Raw genomic sequence first — 16694 nt, 5'->3', positions numbered from 1 at the left:
AACCTCGCAGAGAGTGGAGTGCTTGCACGGCTCTTAATCTTACGTGGGATCGAAGGGAGAGAATCTCCCTCGCCAGTTCCCAGTGTGCAACATTGGGTAAACTGGCTTGGACAGCTACAGCACATTACTATGTACGAATCTTGGTCTATCGTGCTGGCGCGAAATTGGGCTGCAGGTTTAACTCCATGAAGAAATGTGAGAGCCCTTGGACCCAAATAAGTATTGAACCCTAAAATACGTGTCATAGGTGTCATAGCCGTCATTCCTGTTGTAGGTCCTTGTTTTCATGACCATTTTTAGTAGTGACGCCTGATGACACCTGAAAAATAGGTGTCACCTTAGATGTCACTTGGTTATCACCCTGAAATTCTAAACTTTTATTGTTCCCAGTGACATCTGTGACGCCTATGACACCTTTTTCTACTGGGAAGTATCTTGAAAGCGTTTCGATGATTTCCGGGGTCAGTTTAGCGCCACGTTCTTTGCTGCTACGTCCGGTTTCGATGCCTAATTTTTTGTATGTTTTGCCAACTGCATCCGGCTTGATGTGAAATGATTCTGGCAATTCACGATTAAGGAATTCAACAATACGTGAGGTGGGAAGCAGAGCCTGATTTAGCTCTTTGGAAAGAGCAACAATTGCTTGCGCAACTCTCCGTTCAATGGCTGAAGCTTCCTGAAATTTATTCCCGGCAGAAAGTAGGGTCCAGACTTGTCTTTGTTGTTCCTGAAGCCATTCCATTAAAACAATGGTTCGCTGAATTGATTCATGATGAACAGGGCTCATCTCAGATTTGCCTGTGCTCCAGCAGTCCAACATGTGAATAATCAGGCAGATTTTGAAGAAAGCACCGCGTAACTTAGGTGCAAGAGATTCGAATTGTTCAAGCTCCGGTTGATACCAATGAGATAGAACCTGATTGTCGTACCAGTCTTTGACTTTGTGTTTGGCCGCATCGGATAGCTTTATTATTTCAGGGGAGTTCTCCGGACCAAAATTCAAGTCTAATGCCTGATGAATGAATCCATGGATATGCTCAGCCGGTTCTCCATCAAAACTTTCTGATGTCCATAGGGGCGGAGCTTCTTGCTCACAACGAATGAAAAGGAATCGAGGCAGGAAGCCGGAAACGGTATCCTTATGCTTGAAGAGTGATGGAAGCAGATCCGGCTGGACTGTCCCGAAGATAGAAACGCAGGCGTGCGGTATGTGAAGGGCATCTTTAGTGCTGCGAGATACTTTCCATGCACCACAATCGTATGCGGAAAGCAGACGAGCCTTGTCGCCTCCGTCACTGCCTTTATTGTCGTAGCGGCCTAGATCGGCCAGCAGGCCGGAAAGTTCATCACGGTACCAGAGAATGCCACGGGGATTATTGGACAGAATTGATCCCACGGCCTGCGTGGTACTGTCCTCAACGTAAATTTGCTCCCAAGTAGGGTAGATGGGTTTGTCTGGAAGTGTGTCGTTTTTGCGTTGAGCGCGAGCAAAAGAGCTTTGCCATTCCCTTAATTCCAGCTCGTATGCTTCTAACTCTCGCTTATGCTCTTTAAATGCAGCATTTTCTTGCTCATGAATTGGTTTCAATATGGCATTTGAGCACGGACTTTTACCCATGCCTGACCGCGCTACAAGGGCCCAGTATAGATTTGGGTGCGTGATCCAGCTTGGTTTAACTTCAAGGCCTCTGGTTCTTCCGACGGCTGCACCGATCACAGCAAGAAAGGTTACGGCAGGAACGGCAAAAGGAACCGTAAAAGCTGAAGCCGCTACAGATAGCGAGTCTTCAACACTGGCCGGAAGAACTCCTTGCGGGAAAGAGGTTGGCGAGGGGAGCAGGTTACTCCCCTCAAAAGCCATGGACGCCATATTAGACATGTTAGGCTTCGCTCTGATTTGGGAGTTCTTCAATCAGTCTACGAATATCACAAACACGCCATGCTGTTGTGCGCTCAGTGAGTTTGACCGGCTTCGGGAATCTTCCGGTCTGGATACCTTTCCACCATGTTGTTTTAGATACCGGGATGACCTTCAGGACATCTACAAGTCTCACAAAGCCCGTATTAGGCAAGTGGTATGAAGTCTGGTTTGATTCGGTTCTCATAAGCTTTCCTCCGTTTTTTGACGTTTGAGGAAAGCCTACAAGAATCGAATTTGTTTGCTAGACGGGTTGAAGGGGTAAAAGGGGTAAAAAATAAATGTTTTTTTCTAATATACTAAAAAGTTGGATCTTTTTTTGAGAGAAACAGTTTTATAATTTGGGTTTAAATTGAAATTTTTATCCGTATTATGCTGTCAGTCGTCGAGTTTTACCCCTTTTGGCATACAACTCCATGCTTCAGATAAAGCTGATCCAAATGGTTTACCCTTTAGATTTTTATAGTCGGGGTAGTGAGAAATTACACGAGCATAAAAGTCTTTTTGTTTGACTATGACACGGTCAGCCCTATGTGTAGTATTCTCTCTAATCGTATCAGCCATAGCTTTACACGCAGGATTAAACCACTTTTTCCAATTGTTTTTATTTATTGTTTCATGTGCTTCCTCAAGCTCGGCTCTTAATGATTCGACATGCTGCTCTAAGGCATTAATATATTCGTCTGTTGTTAAACCTTTTTCATGAAGTTGTGTTGCTATTTTTTCTTCTGACTCAATCTTTTGAGCATTAATGATACTTTTTCGTTCAAGCAATCTTCCTTCAATAACCTGTTCTAATGTTCTATGTAGCCATGCTTTTTCGTATGTAGTATGCGTGTACTTGCATGAGTAATAAAATAGAAGCATACTAAATATAATTATTGCTACCTGTGCTGTCGTGCTGATATCGATATATATAGCGTCAAGCATGGAAAGAGTAAAAAGCTGACCTAAGAGAATCATTACTTCAAAGATTATAAAAGTTAAAGCCGTCATTCTCAATGCTGTGCGTGTCAATTTAGCTATCATAGTTGATCTCCTTAAATGCTGGGTATCTCATCCTCATTCTTCAAAGCATCTAAATAATCAGCCCACCATTGCATCATCTTACGCCGTTCCGGGAGATAATCGGCATGGTTATAAGCTGCACGCACGCTGTTGCCTTCAACGTGAGCAAGCTGTCTTTCAATCACGTCTGGCTTCCAACCGTTTTCATTAAGGTTGGTTGAAGCCATGGAGCGGAAACCGTGTCCTGTGAGTTCTTCTTTGGTGTAGCCAAGGCGGCGCAACGCTCCGTTGACAGTGTTTTCACTCATGGGCGTTAGCTTGCTGCGTACACTTGGAAATAGAAACTCACCATCACCGGTCAGTGGTTTTAGTTCATATAAAATTTCTAAGGCTTGCCTGGATAATGGAACGATATGTGGGCGACGGGCTTTCATTTTACCCGCAGGGATTCGCCATTCTGCGGCTTCAAGGTCAACTTCACTCCATAAGCCGTGCCTCAGTTCTCCGGGACGGACGAAAACTAACGGAGCTAGTTGCAAAGCGCACTTGGTTATGTGTCTGCCTTCATATTCATCAATACTGTTGAGAAGGGGGCCGATTTGTTTAGGATCGGTTATTGTCGCCATGTGTTTGTGCTTCACTGGCGGAAGAGCACCTTTAAGGTCTGAAGTAGCGTCACGGGTGGCGCGGCCGGTGGCTACGGCATAACGTAAAACCTGACCGAGAATGCTGCGTACACGGTGGGCTGTTTCAAGCGCACCCCGGCTTTCAATTCTTCTGAGGACTTTTAAGATATCCGGCGGTTCAATCTCACTGACAATCATTTTGCCGATCCAAGGGAAACAGTTTAGTTCAAGACGGCTGAGAATAGTTTGGGCGTGTCCTACGGTCCATGTGTTTTTGAATTTGGTGTGCCATTCGCGGGCAATTGATTCAAATTCATTTTCTCCACTTGCCGCTGCTTGCTGGTCTTTTTTGTATTCGGAGGGGTTTATACCTCGTTCTAGAATTTTACGTTGTTCATCTCGCTTATCTCGTGCTTCTTTGAGGCTAGTCGCAGGGAATGAGCCTATGGCCATCATTTTTTCTTTGCCGTTAAAACGATACCGGTATCTCCATAATTTTGTGCCTGAGGGGGTGACTTCAAGACACAGTCCGTTTGAATCCCCAAGGCGGTACAATTTCTTTTTGGGTTTTGCGGCTTGAATCTGCTTTACGGTAAGAGCCATGCGGGTTCCTCCTTTTTGCGGGTAGATTGGATGAGTATTTGCGATATACTCGATCGTCTACCCATATCAAACCACGGATGTCAACGGGGTTAAGCGAACTATAACGAACGTAGAAGAAACGAAAAAAACCCTTGCTATTCGTATGAATAACAAGGGTTTAGCGTTCTTTGTGAAACTGTATGGGACAGCATGAAATCAATGAAATGGTGGAGGCGGGGGGAATCGAACCCCCGTCCGAGAATGCTCCACCAAGATGTCTACAGGTTTAGTTCAAGTATTGAATCTCGCCCACATGAACGCCCCTGAACAGGCAACACATGGACCAGCGCGTGCTGGGTTCTTACCTCCTTCTGGACGTGCAACAGAAGAATGGCCAGCCTGATGGGGTTGTTGTCAAAGCTAATATCAGACATCAAAGCTATGACATGGTCAGCTTAATTAAGCTGCCATTGCGTAATCGTAATTGTCGTTGGCAATTATGATTGTGCCGCTTTTTACGTGGCCAGCGGCGCCACGACCTGCAATCTTGGCTTCTTTCACCCCCGTCGAAACCAGTGCGCCCCCATTTCAAAGAACCTTTCACTGACTATATGATAATACAGCCTGAAAATGATGCAAGGGTGTCGGATCAAAAGAAACTGCCCCTGCAAGGTGAAGGAAGTTGTGATTATCCCATTGCCTGCCTGTTGGCAAGCTCTTTTACTTTATTTGTTTCCACCCGGCCTTGCAGGCCCCGCAAAGACGCTCGCACAACGAAGTTGAAAGAGGATCAAATCCTCCGGTGCGGACCTCTCCGGTCATCTCGTTGCGGCAGGAGTATTCGGCCTCATATTCGCACACCCAGGAAGCATTCATGGTTCCGACAGCATCGGTGCAGCGGATCTGGACAGTACCGAAATTGACCCGCTCGTCAATACAGCTGCCGGACTCTCCGCAGCGGTATATCGTGGTGCCGGCAAACGCCGATAGACACATAAGCTGCATCAGAAAAACAAGCATAAGCATTGCGGAAAAAAAACCGGACTTCATGACAACTCCTTGAAACATTCCGATTCAGGGTTCAGTATTTTGAAAATGTTACAGCAATACCCCTTCCTTGTCATTGCGCAAAGTGCTAGAAAAACCAAACAATAATTCATAAGAACAAGGGGAAAACAATGCAGAATCCTTTCAAATTCTATCTGTACGAAGACAACGCCTATATTTATGACACCAACCAGCAGAGGCTTTTTCAGATGGGAGTGGAAGAGAGCGGTGATGTTGACTGTGATATGGAAAAAACAATCCTCGCCGAGGCGGAAGAGATCAGCAAGGAGAAAGCGTGGGAAGTTTCCGGCCTGGACAAACTGCAGCCATGCTGATCCGCTTGACCGTTTCCGGTTGAAAATCACTCATAACGGCCTGAAAAGCTCTTGTGCATTCAGGGCATAATTCATTATCAGCCTTATCCTCAATAAATTCCATGGCCGCCTTGTGGGTAAAAGCCTTCTTGTAGGGCCGGTCTGTCGTCAGGGCATCGTACACGTCGGATACGGATATGATTCTGGCCCACAGGGGTATTTCTGTTGTTGTCAGCCCGTGCGGATAACCGCTTCCGTTCATCTTTTCATGATGATGCAGCACAGCAGGGATAATGTCTTCCATGCTTGGAATTGGCTTCAGTATTTCAGCACCAAGAATAGGGTGCTTTTTGATTACAGAAAATTCCTGCTCGCTGAGCGGCCCGTTTTTCAACAGGATATCGTCACGTATTCCTATTTTCCCAAGATCGTGCAGCTTTGCCGCAAACTCGATGCGCTCCACGTCCTTTTCCGGCAATCTCAGCTTTTCAGCAGTCTTTACGGATAGGAAAGAGACTGTATCCGAATGGCCGCGTGTATAGGAATCCCTTGCTTCCAGTGCCTGAACAAGACTGGTTATACTGCCCATGAGCAGGGTGCGCTCTTTCTTCAAAAGCTCGCGCTGCTGCAGGAGAATCCGGAAGTGATCGCTTAAAAGCTTTTCCGCGGTTATCACCAACTGGTCAATGTTGAACGGTTTTACCAGAAAAGCGGCTGCGCCTTTGTGCAGCAGTTCGCGCATTGTTCTGCGGTCGGAGCCCGAACTCATTATGACAAACGGAATATGCGAAAGATCGGGATGGTTCTGCACTTTCTCGCAGAACTCTATGCCGTCCATAACCGGCATACAGATATCGGACAGAATAAGGTCGGGAGCTACCTGGCTGACAATTTCAAATGCCTCGGCTCCATTGGACGCCGTAACCACCTTGAACCCGGCCGCAGAGAGACCTGCATCAACTATTTTAAGTATGTACTTGGAGTCATCAACAACCAGAACAAGACGGTCCCGCAGAATCTTGGACCGATTCAGAATTTCCTGAATATACGGAATCAGTTCCTGCCGGGCGTTGTTCTTGGTCACATATGCAGCCGCCCCGACTTCAAAACCTTTTTCGATATGTTCATTTTTTTCATTACTGGAAAGGATGATGACAGGAGTGGACTGGGTATCCGGGTTGTTTTTGATTTCAGAGCACAGCTGGTAGCCGTTGATGCCCGGCATGGTAATATCGGTAATGACCAGATCGTAGTGATTTTCACGGGTAAGGGCAAGCCCCTCAAGACCGTCCACAGCTTCCGTTACATCTATGGAATGGCGCTTGAGTTGGGAACAGATAACCGAGCGTATGGTTTTGCTGTCATCGACTATAAGGACCTGCGGGTTGCGCATCCAAACTCCGTGTTGTAACCGCCTGATCCAGCAGTTTTTACCCCAAAATAGATATCCTGATAACTGATCAATAAGGTTAGAAAGCGCAAATGTAAAGGCCGAAGCAAATGCCCCGGCCTTTACACTTAAATCGGTTTATAAATAGAACTATTTGGTTTTATAAGGAATCATTTCAATCCAAAGGACTGCGCCGAGTTCAACATCTTTACCTTTTATTTTGTAGTCGGCGTCATTGAGTCCGGCAAATCCCCACCAGCCTGCTTTCGGGCATACAAAGGTGAACACACCGTTGGCATCGCACAGAACTTCCTGGGTAACCATGCACTCGAAAGGAGCTACGTATTTGGAATCCTTGTTGTAGTATTCCACTTCAACGCGGGTATAAGGAGCGGGTTTGCCGTCCAGCATGACTACCCCCTGAAATACGTTTCCGGCATAGTTGCCCCAGGGACGGGTCAAAGGAATGATTTCAGTCTTCACGCCGAGAGGTTTGTTCCAGTCTTCACCTTCGTTGAACGCGGAGACAACGGTTTTGGTGTAATGAATGATGTAGTTGTCTTCAGCCGGTTCGGGGTAGGGGGTCGGTTCCATGAAAAATGTGTACATGCCCGGACGTTTGAACTTGTACTCCACTTTGAATGCATCATGATCCATGATTTTGGTTTTCTTCAAAGCAGAAAGAAGATCGGTTTCCTGACCATCATAATATACACTGAATTTTTTAGGGGTTACAAGATTCATTCCGTGCCCTTCAAAAGGATGTGAAAATGAAAGCTCAAGCCCGGCCGATTTTTTAGCAGGCAGGACAATGGAACTTTCGGGAATCAGCATACCGAAATGAGCCAGCGCGGAACCGCTGAAAGCCAGAACAAGTAAAGAAGCCACAAACAGCACAGTCAATTTACGCATCTACGCACTCCATTTGGTTTTAATATTTCTACGCCCTTTTTCGCGATGAGAAAAAAGCCGCAATTCCGAAAAGGCCGAGAATGTAGCCTATTCCGGAAATTATTTCATGAAATCCCGGTCCTTTTTCCTGCTGCTCAATAAGAAGATGCTTCACGGTATCCACCTTGGCATTGAGTTCTTTCAGCCTGGAATTCAGTTCGGAAAGTTCAGTGGAAGAGATAGAACTCTGAGCCTTTGATGCCGAACTTCCAGAAGAGGACGCTTCCGACTGAGATGCGGGCTCAACACTTTCTTCAGCTGCTTCCGAAGCCGGATAGAGCTCATCAGGAGCCAGCGTCCATTCACCGCGATGCCCCTCCGATGCATGAAGAACCAGATGCAGGCCGCATTTTGTCTTCTCAGCTTCTTCGGGAATGGCGAAATCGAATTTTCCGTCATCATCCGTTACTCCCGAGAGCAGCAGCTTGTCGTCCGCAGTACTGAAAACTTCTACCTTGCCCTGATGTACCCGCTTGCTTTTGCTGAAATAACTTTCAGTAAAAATCTTATTCCCCTCCACATAAGCAAAAATGCTTACCCTATGAGCATAGGCGGAAGTTCCGGCAAGCATGAACACAATAAGCAAAAACGCGACTCGAAAAGATAGTATTTTCAATTTCAAGCACCCTTTATGTTGATCAATAAAAAACACATCGTCAAGATGTGCTACCAGTGAAAAAATAGTAGTACACTCAACAATGTTCACAGTCAAGTTGGTGAAGGCAGATTCAAACAAAGGAGATAAAAAAAACAGCCGGTTATTACCGGCTGCCTGCTGCTGAATTCATTGGCGAGGAAAGGGTCAGTCGAAAGTGTATCCGAAGTTGATCGTGCTGTCGAAAAATCCGGACGGGTCATGTGATTTGGTGCCGAAAGTCTGCATGTATCTTAAATCTGCACCGATTGTGAACCCTGAATCAAATTCATAAAGCACTCCAGCACCGGCTCCGGCTACAGGAGCTCCATCAGAAATACTGAAAACAGTATCCGGATATGAAAAAATGGAATACCCTCCATGCAGGGCAACATAAGGCAGCCAGTTGGAATCACTGTAAAATCGATAAAGAAGTGCTGCCGTAAAGGTGTACGTGTCAAAACTTTTCGACTTGTAATCGTAAGCTGTTCCGTTTGTGGCGTTGGCGTCCGTCACTGTTCCAGATGTTCCGGAACCTCTGCTCATGGTAAAATCACCACCGATACCGAATCCGGAAGGGTAGAAGTGCCGGACGTTTACTCCTCCCATTGCTCCGAAAGAGGAATAAGGGACATTCCCAGAAGGCTCGGTTTTTACCTGCGTTCCCATGCCTCCCCCGACAAAGGTCTGGGATTTCTTTTTGGGAACAAAAAAACCGCCGTTTTTCCTGATTCTGGTTTTCTGCTGCACTTTGACTGCCAGTTCATAGTCCTGTTTGGCTATATCTCCGGCAACCTGCATCTGGTCCGAACTTTGTGCAGGTCCGGCAGTTTGTGCAACCTCATTCGCTGCCGTAGATGGTTGTGCAGAAGCCGGAGCAGAAGCCGGAGCAGAAGCAAAGGATGCAGACGGATTGCCTGATCCATAGCTGGAAATTCCGGGAGATACAGCCGGGACCGGAGCAGCAGCGGGACGGGCAGGCCAAAGACCCAACGGTTGCGCAGGCTGTACGGCATATCTGTAAACAGGACGGGATACAGGTGCGGGTTGTGGTTGTTGTCTTCTAACTACGGGCTGAGTCTGAACTGTTTCGGGTTGAGCTGCCGGAGGATCAAGCTCGGCAATTATTTTGTCCGCAGATGTTTCTTTCTGCGGTTCTGCTTCGGCAGGAATATTCTGAGGAGCAGTTGCCGCATCCGGCAGAGCTGTGCTGGAATCGACCGTTGCCGCTTCCTGGGCAGTTGGTGAATCCGGAGCTGCGGCAATACTCTGCACCACACCGGCATCAAGCAGATCTTTGGCCAGCGACTTTCCGTCAATGGTCACATCCGCCACAACAACGTCCCCGGACGAACTGAGTTCCCGGACATCAACATCCTTCATCAGCACTATATTGCTGCTTCCGAGCCTGGACTTGGCGGCAGTCATTCCTGCCGCCGGACTGACCCCTGCCAGCTTGACTTTGACCGGCTCCTGTCCGTTCTTGAGCACGACAAATGTATCTGCATTGTCAATTGCAACGATCTTTCCGGGCCAGGCCAAAGCCAATGCCGGAATCAAAATGAAGATAACAACTGCTGCTGAAATGAATTTGTTCATATCTGGACCGTCTGTTTTAACTTGTTCCACCTCATTACAACTATCGGCACAGTTGCGGTAAACTTAATGCGGGCAGAGACATAAATAATATTTAACACAAGAATCTGTTAAGGGAATGATAAAAAGACTGGCCGGGCATGAACAGCCGCAATTTCAAATTTAGTTGACCAAAAGAACAAAGGCCCGCAATCACGAGGATCACGGGCCTTATTATAAACAAGTTCAGTCGAACTAGGAAAGCTGAGACATGAGGGTCTCTTTGATGGAATCAATGGTGCCTTCACCGTTGAGTTCGATGTACTTGAAGCCAGCTTTAGGAGCCAGATCTTTGTAGAAGTATGCAGCAGCAATAGTTCCGGTCTTGTCATCATAGTAGATGTCGTGACGTTTGTTGATTGCATCTTCGTCCTGGTCGTCTGCGCGGGAGGAGAGAGCTCCGCCACATACGCGACATTTGTCGCCGTCAGGCTTGATGGCGTCGATGAATATGTTGTTGGGGTGGTTGGGATCGTTTTCACAGAGGCGACGGCCCATGATGCGGTTCTTGGCAACTTCGCGGGGCAGCAGGATTTCGATAACGTAGTCGAGTTTTACGCCGTCTTTTTCCAGAGCTTCCCAAAGCTTTTCAGCCTGAACGATGGAGCGGGGGAAACCGTCGAGGAGCCAGCCGTTTTCGCCGGAGGACTGCAGAACGTCAAGAACCATGGGGATGGTGATATCGTCAGGTACGAGTTCGCCCTTGTCGATATATGCCTTGGCCTTCATTCCGAGTTCGGTGCCGCCGCCGATGTGCTTGCGGAAGATAGCGCCTGATTCAATGTGATCGAGGTCGTATTTTTTCTTGGCGAGTGCGCCCTGAGTACCTTTACCGCTGCCGTTGGGTCCGAAAATAAGAATATTCATCTGTTGTCCTCCTAAAGAATTAGTAACAAATTTCACAAAGTTCTAAACCTTGCCGCTTTCCCTGTCAATGGTCTTTATCACTTTGAATAACAGTCCATTTTTATTTACAATTACGACCTTGCTGCCCGGAAATTGAACCGTTGAACCGGACTTTCGGCCTGAAAAAGCGGAATCAAGACGCTCAAGGGAATCGGAAAGCACATGTCCGTTGCCAAGTGATTCAAGAATTGTTTTGTAAACCCGGAACCTTAACGCAGGGTGAGACTTGTTCAAAACAGAACAAGGTACAAAAAATTCTCCGGAATCAAGGCCTTCAGCACAGGAAAGAATCCGGTTGACTTCGCCGGTCCAGAAATCATCGTCCAGCTCCGCCTGTGTCTTGAGCCTCCTGATTCCGTTTCCGAAACCGGGGTTTTCCTCAATAAGCAGGGGGACTATCTGATGGCGCACCCTGTTCCGGGTATATTGCATGGATAGATTGGATTCGTCTTCGCGCCAGGGACAGCCTACTGATTCAAGAAAGGAGCGCAATCTGTCCTTGGAGGTAAAAAGAAGGGGGCGCAGAAGCTTCCGCCCGGGATCTGCTGCGTCCATGCCGGAAAGGGCAGGCCAGCCGGTCCCGCGAATGAGCCGCATGACAACGTCTTCGCAAAGGTCCCCCAGATGATGGGCAAGAAGCAGGTAATCGGCATTGAACCTGTCCATGCACTCTTGATAAAAACCGTACCGCAGAATTCTTCCCGCTTCTTCCAGTCCAATGGAATGACTGCGCGCATAATCCCTTACGTCATAGCGGACAGATTCCATACGTACTCCGAGTTCAGCACACAGTTCTGCCACAAATTCAGCATCACCGGCAGCGCTTTCCCGCAGTCCGTGATTGACATGAGCACAAAAAACCCTGCCCCCGGATTTCCCGGCCAGCAGGGTGGAAATTATAAGCAGGGCAGTGGAGTCGATGCCTCCGGACACACCTACGAGCATATTTCCGGAACTGAAATCCGCCCCGGCCCGGCTCTTACCGAATTTTTCGATTTCAAGGCAGAGTCTGGCCTGTCTGGAGTTCAATTCCTGAATTGACTTTGGCAGTGAGAACATCGCGATCCTTTAAACGGCCACTCCCAGATCGGTAATAAACTGGTCAAGGTAGTTCATCATGTGATTGCGCTGTTCATCGCTGGCGTAGGAAATACAGGAACAGCGGATCTTATTGCGGGCACGGATAAGCAGTTCCACACGGATTGATGTTTCAAACACCTCAAGAGCCATGAAAAAAGGACCGCATTCGTCCATGTGTTCCTTCTGTTCCTCATTCAGCAAATCATCGGGAACAGGAAGATAGAAAATCCCTTCAATAGGCCCCTTGAAATCGAGTTCAGTCAGAGCGTCAGCGATTTTTTTAACATCCTGCTCGTATATCTCATCCAGAAGATAGTTTCTCATCGGCTTGAAATCCTTTTAATCCGTGTTGGTCTTGTTTTTCTTCCTCGCACAGTGGGCATCCGGAGGAATGGTATCATTATCCAGATTGAACATACGCCGGGCAAGGTCCACGAACCTTTCGGCCGCACCTTCCTCTTCAGTACGTCTCTTAAGGAAGGTCACCGGCTCGTGCAGAACCTTTCTTCCTATGGCCAGAGCCATGGTTTCAATGGCCTTTACAGTATCATCATCAACACTGCCGAGCCTTTTGAGTGTTCTGGCAAGCTCTTTCCTTGCAATATTCTCACTGCGGTCGAAAAGGTCGACGATAGTGGGTTGCAGGTCAAGGGAGTTGATCCAGTTTCCGAAGGACAGGGTTTCGAACTCCACGATGGAATCGGCCTTGACCGCCTCGTCCTTTCTCTGGGAACGGTTTTCTTCCACGACATCCTTGAGGTCATCGATATCATAGAGGTAAACGTTGTCCAGACCGTTCACGTCCGGGTCAATGTCGCGCGGAACGGCGATATCAATAAAGAACATCGGACGGAACTTGCGCTTCCGTATGACCTTCTTCATCTCCTTGGCCTTGATGACCGCATGCGGAGCACCGGTTGAACTGATTATGATATCGGTTTCAGCCAGGTGTTCGTAAAGATTTTCGAAGGAGACGGCCTGACCGCCCATGGCTTTTGCCAGTTCTTCGGCACGCGAAAAGGTACGGTTGGCAATGGAAATATGCTCGACACCGCTGTTCAGCAGATGTGTGGCCGCAAGTTCGGCCATCTCGCCTGCACCGATCAGCATGGCGCGCTGTCCTTTCAGTTCTCCGAAAATTTTCTTGGCCAGTTCCACTGCGGCGTAGCTTATGGAGACTGCACTGGAAGCGATTGATGTTTCCGTGCGGACCCTTTTGGCCACGAAGAACGATTTGTGCAGCATCCTGTTGATGATGACTCCGGCTGAATCAGCTTCAACCGCCTTACGGTATGAGCTCTTCAACTGCCCGAGAATCTGCGGTTCTCCGACAATCATGGAATCAAGGCTGCACGCCACCCGGAACAGATGCTTAACCGCCATAAGGTCCTTGTGGCAGTAAACATTCGGCTCAAGCTCCCCGACCGAGCCGCAGCATCTGCGGGCCCAATACTTCAACACATCTTTTTCGGAAAGGTCAGCAGGGCAGACCACCAGAATCTCGACCCTGTTGCAGGTGGAAAGGGCCATGACCTCGCGCATACCGGCTTCAAGCAGTCCGCTCTCGAACTCTTCCACATTGGTAAGGGCGTAACGTTCACGCACATCCACTCCGGCGGAGCGGTGGTTAAGACCTATCAGGTAAATATTATGGTCCATAAATCAGACTTTAAAGCTATGGTGAGTGGGCACAAAAAAATTGATGCCCCAAAGAGAAATCATGGTGATCGCAAAAACAACAATCACTAGAATTGCCGGTTTTCTTCCTCTCCAGCCCACGAGCATGCGCTGGTGAAAAAGAAAAGCAAATAAAAACCAGACCACCAGAGTGACGATCTCTTTGGGGTCCCATGAAAACATCTTGGAAAAAGCACTGCGCGCCCAGAGAAATCCGGCCGCAAGCCCCAGAGTGTAAAGGGGAAATCCGATGAGAATAGCCCAGTGGTTAACCTTGTCGAAAGTATTCAGAGAAGGCATGTCCCGTCCCATTGCGGACAGGTTGGCCTTGGTTTTTATCTTGTTGTTCAGATAAAGGAACGCGACACCGGCCCCGGCGGCCATTGCCATCAGGGCGATGCTCACAAAAATGGTGCCGATATGCAGCCCGATGAAAAGACCGGCAAGGTGCACGGGCAGAGTGACTTTAAGGCTTCTGGCCGCAAGGGAGACAAGAAAAAGCAGCAGGGCCAGCGGGGAGGCGGTCAGGGCGAAATAGGTGCTGCGCACCTTCCACCAAAGACCGAAATAGACCAGAATGATGCTCCAGCCGAGCAGGCTGAAATAGAAATACCCTCCGCTAAGGACCGTTCCCCGGTAAAGAGTAAGGGCCAGGACCAGGTCCACGGTATGCAGAACGAATCCGCCGACAGCGGCCATATTGCCGAGCCGCCCCATGGAATCGCTGTTCCTTATGCTTCCTGCGAAGAATAATCCCGTGCCCGTAAGATAGCAGGCAATAATGATAATCTGAAATATCTCAAATAAGCTCATTAATTAGCTCCGGTATTCGTGAAACGAGTTCATCCGGCAGAATCCGGCCGAGCTGTTCTTCAACAAGGCTCATGTTCCCGGCCTCCAATTCCTCTAAAACAGGGGAGGCAACAAGCTGCCTGAACAAAGCGGTGTTTTGGCTTGTTTCCTTGCCGAGGTCAAGGACCATAGGTCGGATTCTTCCCATTAAAGTGATGAATGCACCGTAATGCGGCCCGAAAATGACTTCCAGTTCCCGCCGTACCTTCCGGGTAAACGCAGGCGAAGCCCCGCCTGTTGATACGGCAAGTGTAAGCTCACCCTGCCGGACTACCGAGGGAACGATAAAATTACTCCCTTCCGGATAGTCGGCAATGTTGCAGAGAACGCTGCGCTCCCGGCACAATTCCGAAATCAGTCTGTTGACCTCGTTGTTGCTGGTGCATGCGAGAGCCAGAAAAATTCCGTCCAGATCCGCAGGAACAAAAGCCCGCTGTTCAAACCGGACTCTGGGGTCTTCCAGCAGCAGAAGCATGTCGCTTCCCGGTTCCGAAGTGTCGAGGACGGTAACAGACTCCGGTCCGCATTCCAGCAGCGACCCGAGTTTGCGTACCCCGACACTGCCGGCGCCGACCAGCAGGCATTTACGATTTTCAACTTTCAGAAAAACAGGGTAGTAGTTCATAGAACTTCTGCATAGCAAAAGTGTGCCCGCATTGTAAAATGACAAAGTGCCGGCAAAAGGTTATAGTCTGAATTCCAACCTCATTACATTAAAGGTTTTTTATGAATCGAGCCCTGATAATTCAGTTGACGCGGTTTGGAGATCTCGTCCAGACCAAACGGCTGATTCTGACCCTGCAGCAGCGTGAGTTCAAAGTTCATATCTGCGTGGACCGCTCGCTGACCGAACTTGCGAGCATATTGTTCCCGCAGGCAGTCATCCATTCACTGATTGCGCATGGCACCGGCGTCAAGGGAAGGGGAATCGATTCCGTACTGCCAACCAATATAAGAACGTTCGCGGAACTTGGAAGCATCGAATTCACGGAGATATACAACCTTAATTTTTCACCGATGAACTATGCTGCGGCAACCATGTTCGATCCGCAAAAAATAAAAGGGCATAAAACAGTAAACGGGCAACCGGTTAAATCCGCATGGTTTGATTTCGCATTCCGGCTTGCTGCGGAAAGGCGCTGCAATATAAATCTGGTAGATTACTGGGCCGCGCTCAGTCCCGAAATGATCGCCGCAGACAAAGTAAACCCGGTCGCCGTGCCGAAAGGCGGGGGTATCGGGGTTGTCCTTGCCGGAAGGGAAAGCAGGAGATCGTTACCGTACAAAGCTCTGGCACCTCTGGTGCTTGCGGCCCGCTCCGCGAACAAATGCAAGAAAATATTTCTGCTCGGCAGCAGCTCGGAAAGAGAGGCCGGAAGGCGGCTTCTCTCGGAATTCCCTGCGGCGGCCGTTGCGGATACCGTTAACCTGGCCGGTAAAACGGATTGGAAAGGTCTGGTGGAAACAGTCGGCACCCTTGACCGGATCATAACTCCAGACACTGGGACCATGCATCTTGCCGCGCACCTCGGGGTGCCGGTGACCGGATTCTTTCTGTCTTCCGCATGGTGTACGGAAACCGGACCCTATGGTGCCGGACATACCGTAATTCAGGCGGACACAGATTGTTCCCCGTGTGTTGAATCAAGCCCGTGCTATAACAGTCTGAAATGTCTGGAACCGTTTCGGAGTCCCGGCATGGCCAGATTCATAGCCACCGGCAAGCCGGAACATCTCCCTGACGGGCTGGATCTTTTCGAATCCGACTGCGATTTTCTGGGTACCGCGTTCTCGCTCCGGAAGGGAAACGACCGGACCGCTGAACAAAGGGACAGAATACGCCGTTTCGTAGCCTGTCATCTGGGGATTCTGGATATCGGTGAACACGGCCCGTTCCCGGAACTTGCGGAAAAATTCTACCGGGAAAAAGATTGGATCACGGCATGACGAGTATAGTGATTGCCTTGGTTCAGCATCTTTTGGACTTAGTAAGTATTTTCAAGACAACATCCCTAAACTGTTAGGGATTCCAAAGGCCCATCAGCCCTTGGGCGAAAAGCTTTGCTTCGAGTCT

Annotated in this window: 17 protein-coding genes and 1 other RNA gene; 2 read left to right on the top strand and 16 right to left on the bottom strand. The window is 48.6% G+C overall.

Annotated features, from left to right (window positions below):
* Positions 1-259: 259 nt before the first annotated feature.
* From ACKU4E_RS04120 to ACKU4E_RS04095, 6 genes are all read right to left on the bottom strand, one after another.
* Entirely contained in the window at positions 260-1879 is a 1620-nt protein-coding gene (locus ACKU4E_RS04120) for a DUF3987 domain-containing protein (protein WP_320169818.1), read from the bottom strand.
* A 1-nt stretch (position 1880) separates the two neighbouring features.
* Positions 1881-2105, bottom strand: a complete 225-nt coding sequence (locus tag ACKU4E_RS04115) for an AlpA family phage regulatory protein (protein WP_320169817.1) — start codon at positions 2103-2105, stop codon at positions 1881-1883.
* 191 nt (positions 2106-2296) lie between these two features.
* Positions 2297-2947 (bottom strand): hypothetical protein, encoded by a 651-nt coding sequence (locus tag ACKU4E_RS04110; RefSeq protein ID WP_320169816.1) that lies wholly within the window; start codon positions 2945-2947, stop codon positions 2297-2299.
* Positions 2948-2958: 11 nt separating this feature from the next.
* Entirely contained in the window at positions 2959-4155 is a 1197-nt protein-coding gene (locus ACKU4E_RS04105; protein WP_320169815.1) for a phage integrase central domain-containing protein, read from the bottom strand.
* Between the two features lie 204 nt (positions 4156-4359).
* Positions 4360-4719, bottom strand: a transfer-messenger RNA (tmRNA) gene (gene ssrA / locus ACKU4E_RS04100).
* A 135-nt stretch (positions 4720-4854) separates the two neighbouring features.
* A complete protein-coding gene (locus ACKU4E_RS04095; RefSeq protein ID WP_320169814.1) occupies positions 4855-5184 on the bottom strand; it encodes a hypothetical protein in 330 nt (109 codons plus the stop codon).
* A 128-nt stretch (positions 5185-5312) separates the two neighbouring features.
* On the opposite strand from ACKU4E_RS04095, the gene ACKU4E_RS04090 reads away from it, so the two are divergent.
* The gene (locus ACKU4E_RS04090) at positions 5313-5516 is read left to right on the top strand and encodes a hypothetical protein (protein ID WP_320169813.1); all 204 of its coding nucleotides are present in this window, start codon (positions 5313-5315) and stop codon (positions 5514-5516) included.
* Here ACKU4E_RS04090 and ACKU4E_RS04085 read toward each other — a convergent pair.
* From ACKU4E_RS04085 to ACKU4E_RS04040, 10 genes are all read right to left on the bottom strand, one after another.
* Positions 5461-6888, bottom strand: a complete 1428-nt coding sequence (locus ACKU4E_RS04085; RefSeq protein ID WP_320169812.1) for a response regulator — start codon at positions 6886-6888, stop codon at positions 5461-5463. The genes ACKU4E_RS04090 and ACKU4E_RS04085 overlap by 56 nt on opposite strands.
* Positions 6889-7035: 147 nt before the next feature.
* Entirely contained in the window at positions 7036-7797 is a 762-nt protein-coding gene (locus tag ACKU4E_RS04080) for a DUF4198 domain-containing protein (protein ID WP_320169811.1), read from the bottom strand.
* Positions 7798-7825: 28 nt separating this feature from the next.
* Positions 7826-8452: a hypothetical protein gene (locus tag ACKU4E_RS04075; RefSeq protein ID WP_320169810.1), complete on the bottom strand. Its 627-nt coding sequence runs from the start codon at positions 8450-8452 to the stop codon at positions 7826-7828.
* 186 nt (positions 8453-8638) lie between these two features.
* Positions 8639-10069, bottom strand: coding sequence for a hypothetical protein (locus tag ACKU4E_RS04070; RefSeq protein WP_320169809.1), 1431 nt, complete (start codon positions 10067-10069; stop codon positions 8639-8641).
* 231 nt (positions 10070-10300) lie between these two features.
* On the bottom strand, positions 10301-10972 hold the full coding sequence (locus ACKU4E_RS04065) for an adenylate kinase (RefSeq protein ID WP_320169808.1): 672 nt from the start codon (positions 10970-10972) through the stop codon (positions 10301-10303).
* 42 nt (positions 10973-11014) lie between these two features.
* On the bottom strand, positions 11015-12070 hold the full coding sequence (gene tilS, locus ACKU4E_RS04060) for a tRNA lysidine(34) synthetase TilS (RefSeq protein ID WP_320169807.1): 1056 nt from the start codon (positions 12068-12070) through the stop codon (positions 11015-11017).
* A gap of 9 nt (positions 12071-12079) precedes the next feature.
* Entirely contained in the window at positions 12080-12415 is a 336-nt protein-coding gene (locus ACKU4E_RS04055; RefSeq protein WP_320169806.1) for a hypothetical protein, read from the bottom strand.
* A 15-nt stretch (positions 12416-12430) separates the two neighbouring features.
* On the bottom strand, positions 12431-13750 hold the full coding sequence (hemA, locus tag ACKU4E_RS04050; protein ID WP_320169805.1) for a glutamyl-tRNA reductase: 1320 nt from the start codon (positions 13748-13750) through the stop codon (positions 12431-12433).
* A gap of 3 nt (positions 13751-13753) precedes the next feature.
* Positions 13754-14581, bottom strand: coding sequence for a cytochrome c biogenesis protein CcsA (locus ACKU4E_RS04045; RefSeq protein WP_320169804.1), 828 nt, complete (start codon positions 14579-14581; stop codon positions 13754-13756).
* Positions 14568-15245, bottom strand: coding sequence for a bifunctional precorrin-2 dehydrogenase/sirohydrochlorin ferrochelatase (locus ACKU4E_RS04040; RefSeq protein ID WP_320169803.1), 678 nt, complete (start codon positions 15243-15245; stop codon positions 14568-14570). The genes ACKU4E_RS04045 and ACKU4E_RS04040 overlap by 14 nt, the downstream gene beginning before the upstream one ends.
* A gap of 125 nt (positions 15246-15370) precedes the next feature.
* Between ACKU4E_RS04040 and ACKU4E_RS04035 the strand changes: the two genes are divergently transcribed.
* The gene (locus ACKU4E_RS04035; RefSeq protein ID WP_320169802.1) at positions 15371-16567 is read left to right on the top strand and encodes a glycosyltransferase family 9 protein; all 1197 of its coding nucleotides are present in this window, start codon (positions 15371-15373) and stop codon (positions 16565-16567) included.
* Positions 16568-16694: the final 127 nt, after the last annotated feature.

Source organism: Maridesulfovibrio sp., from assembly GCF_963677005.1.
In the GTDB taxonomy this organism is placed as follows: Bacteria; Desulfobacterota; Desulfovibrionia; order Desulfovibrionales; family Desulfovibrionaceae; genus Maridesulfovibrio.
The sequence above is the reverse complement of the archived record's forward strand: the minus strand, read 5'-3'. Positions and strand labels throughout refer to the sequence as shown.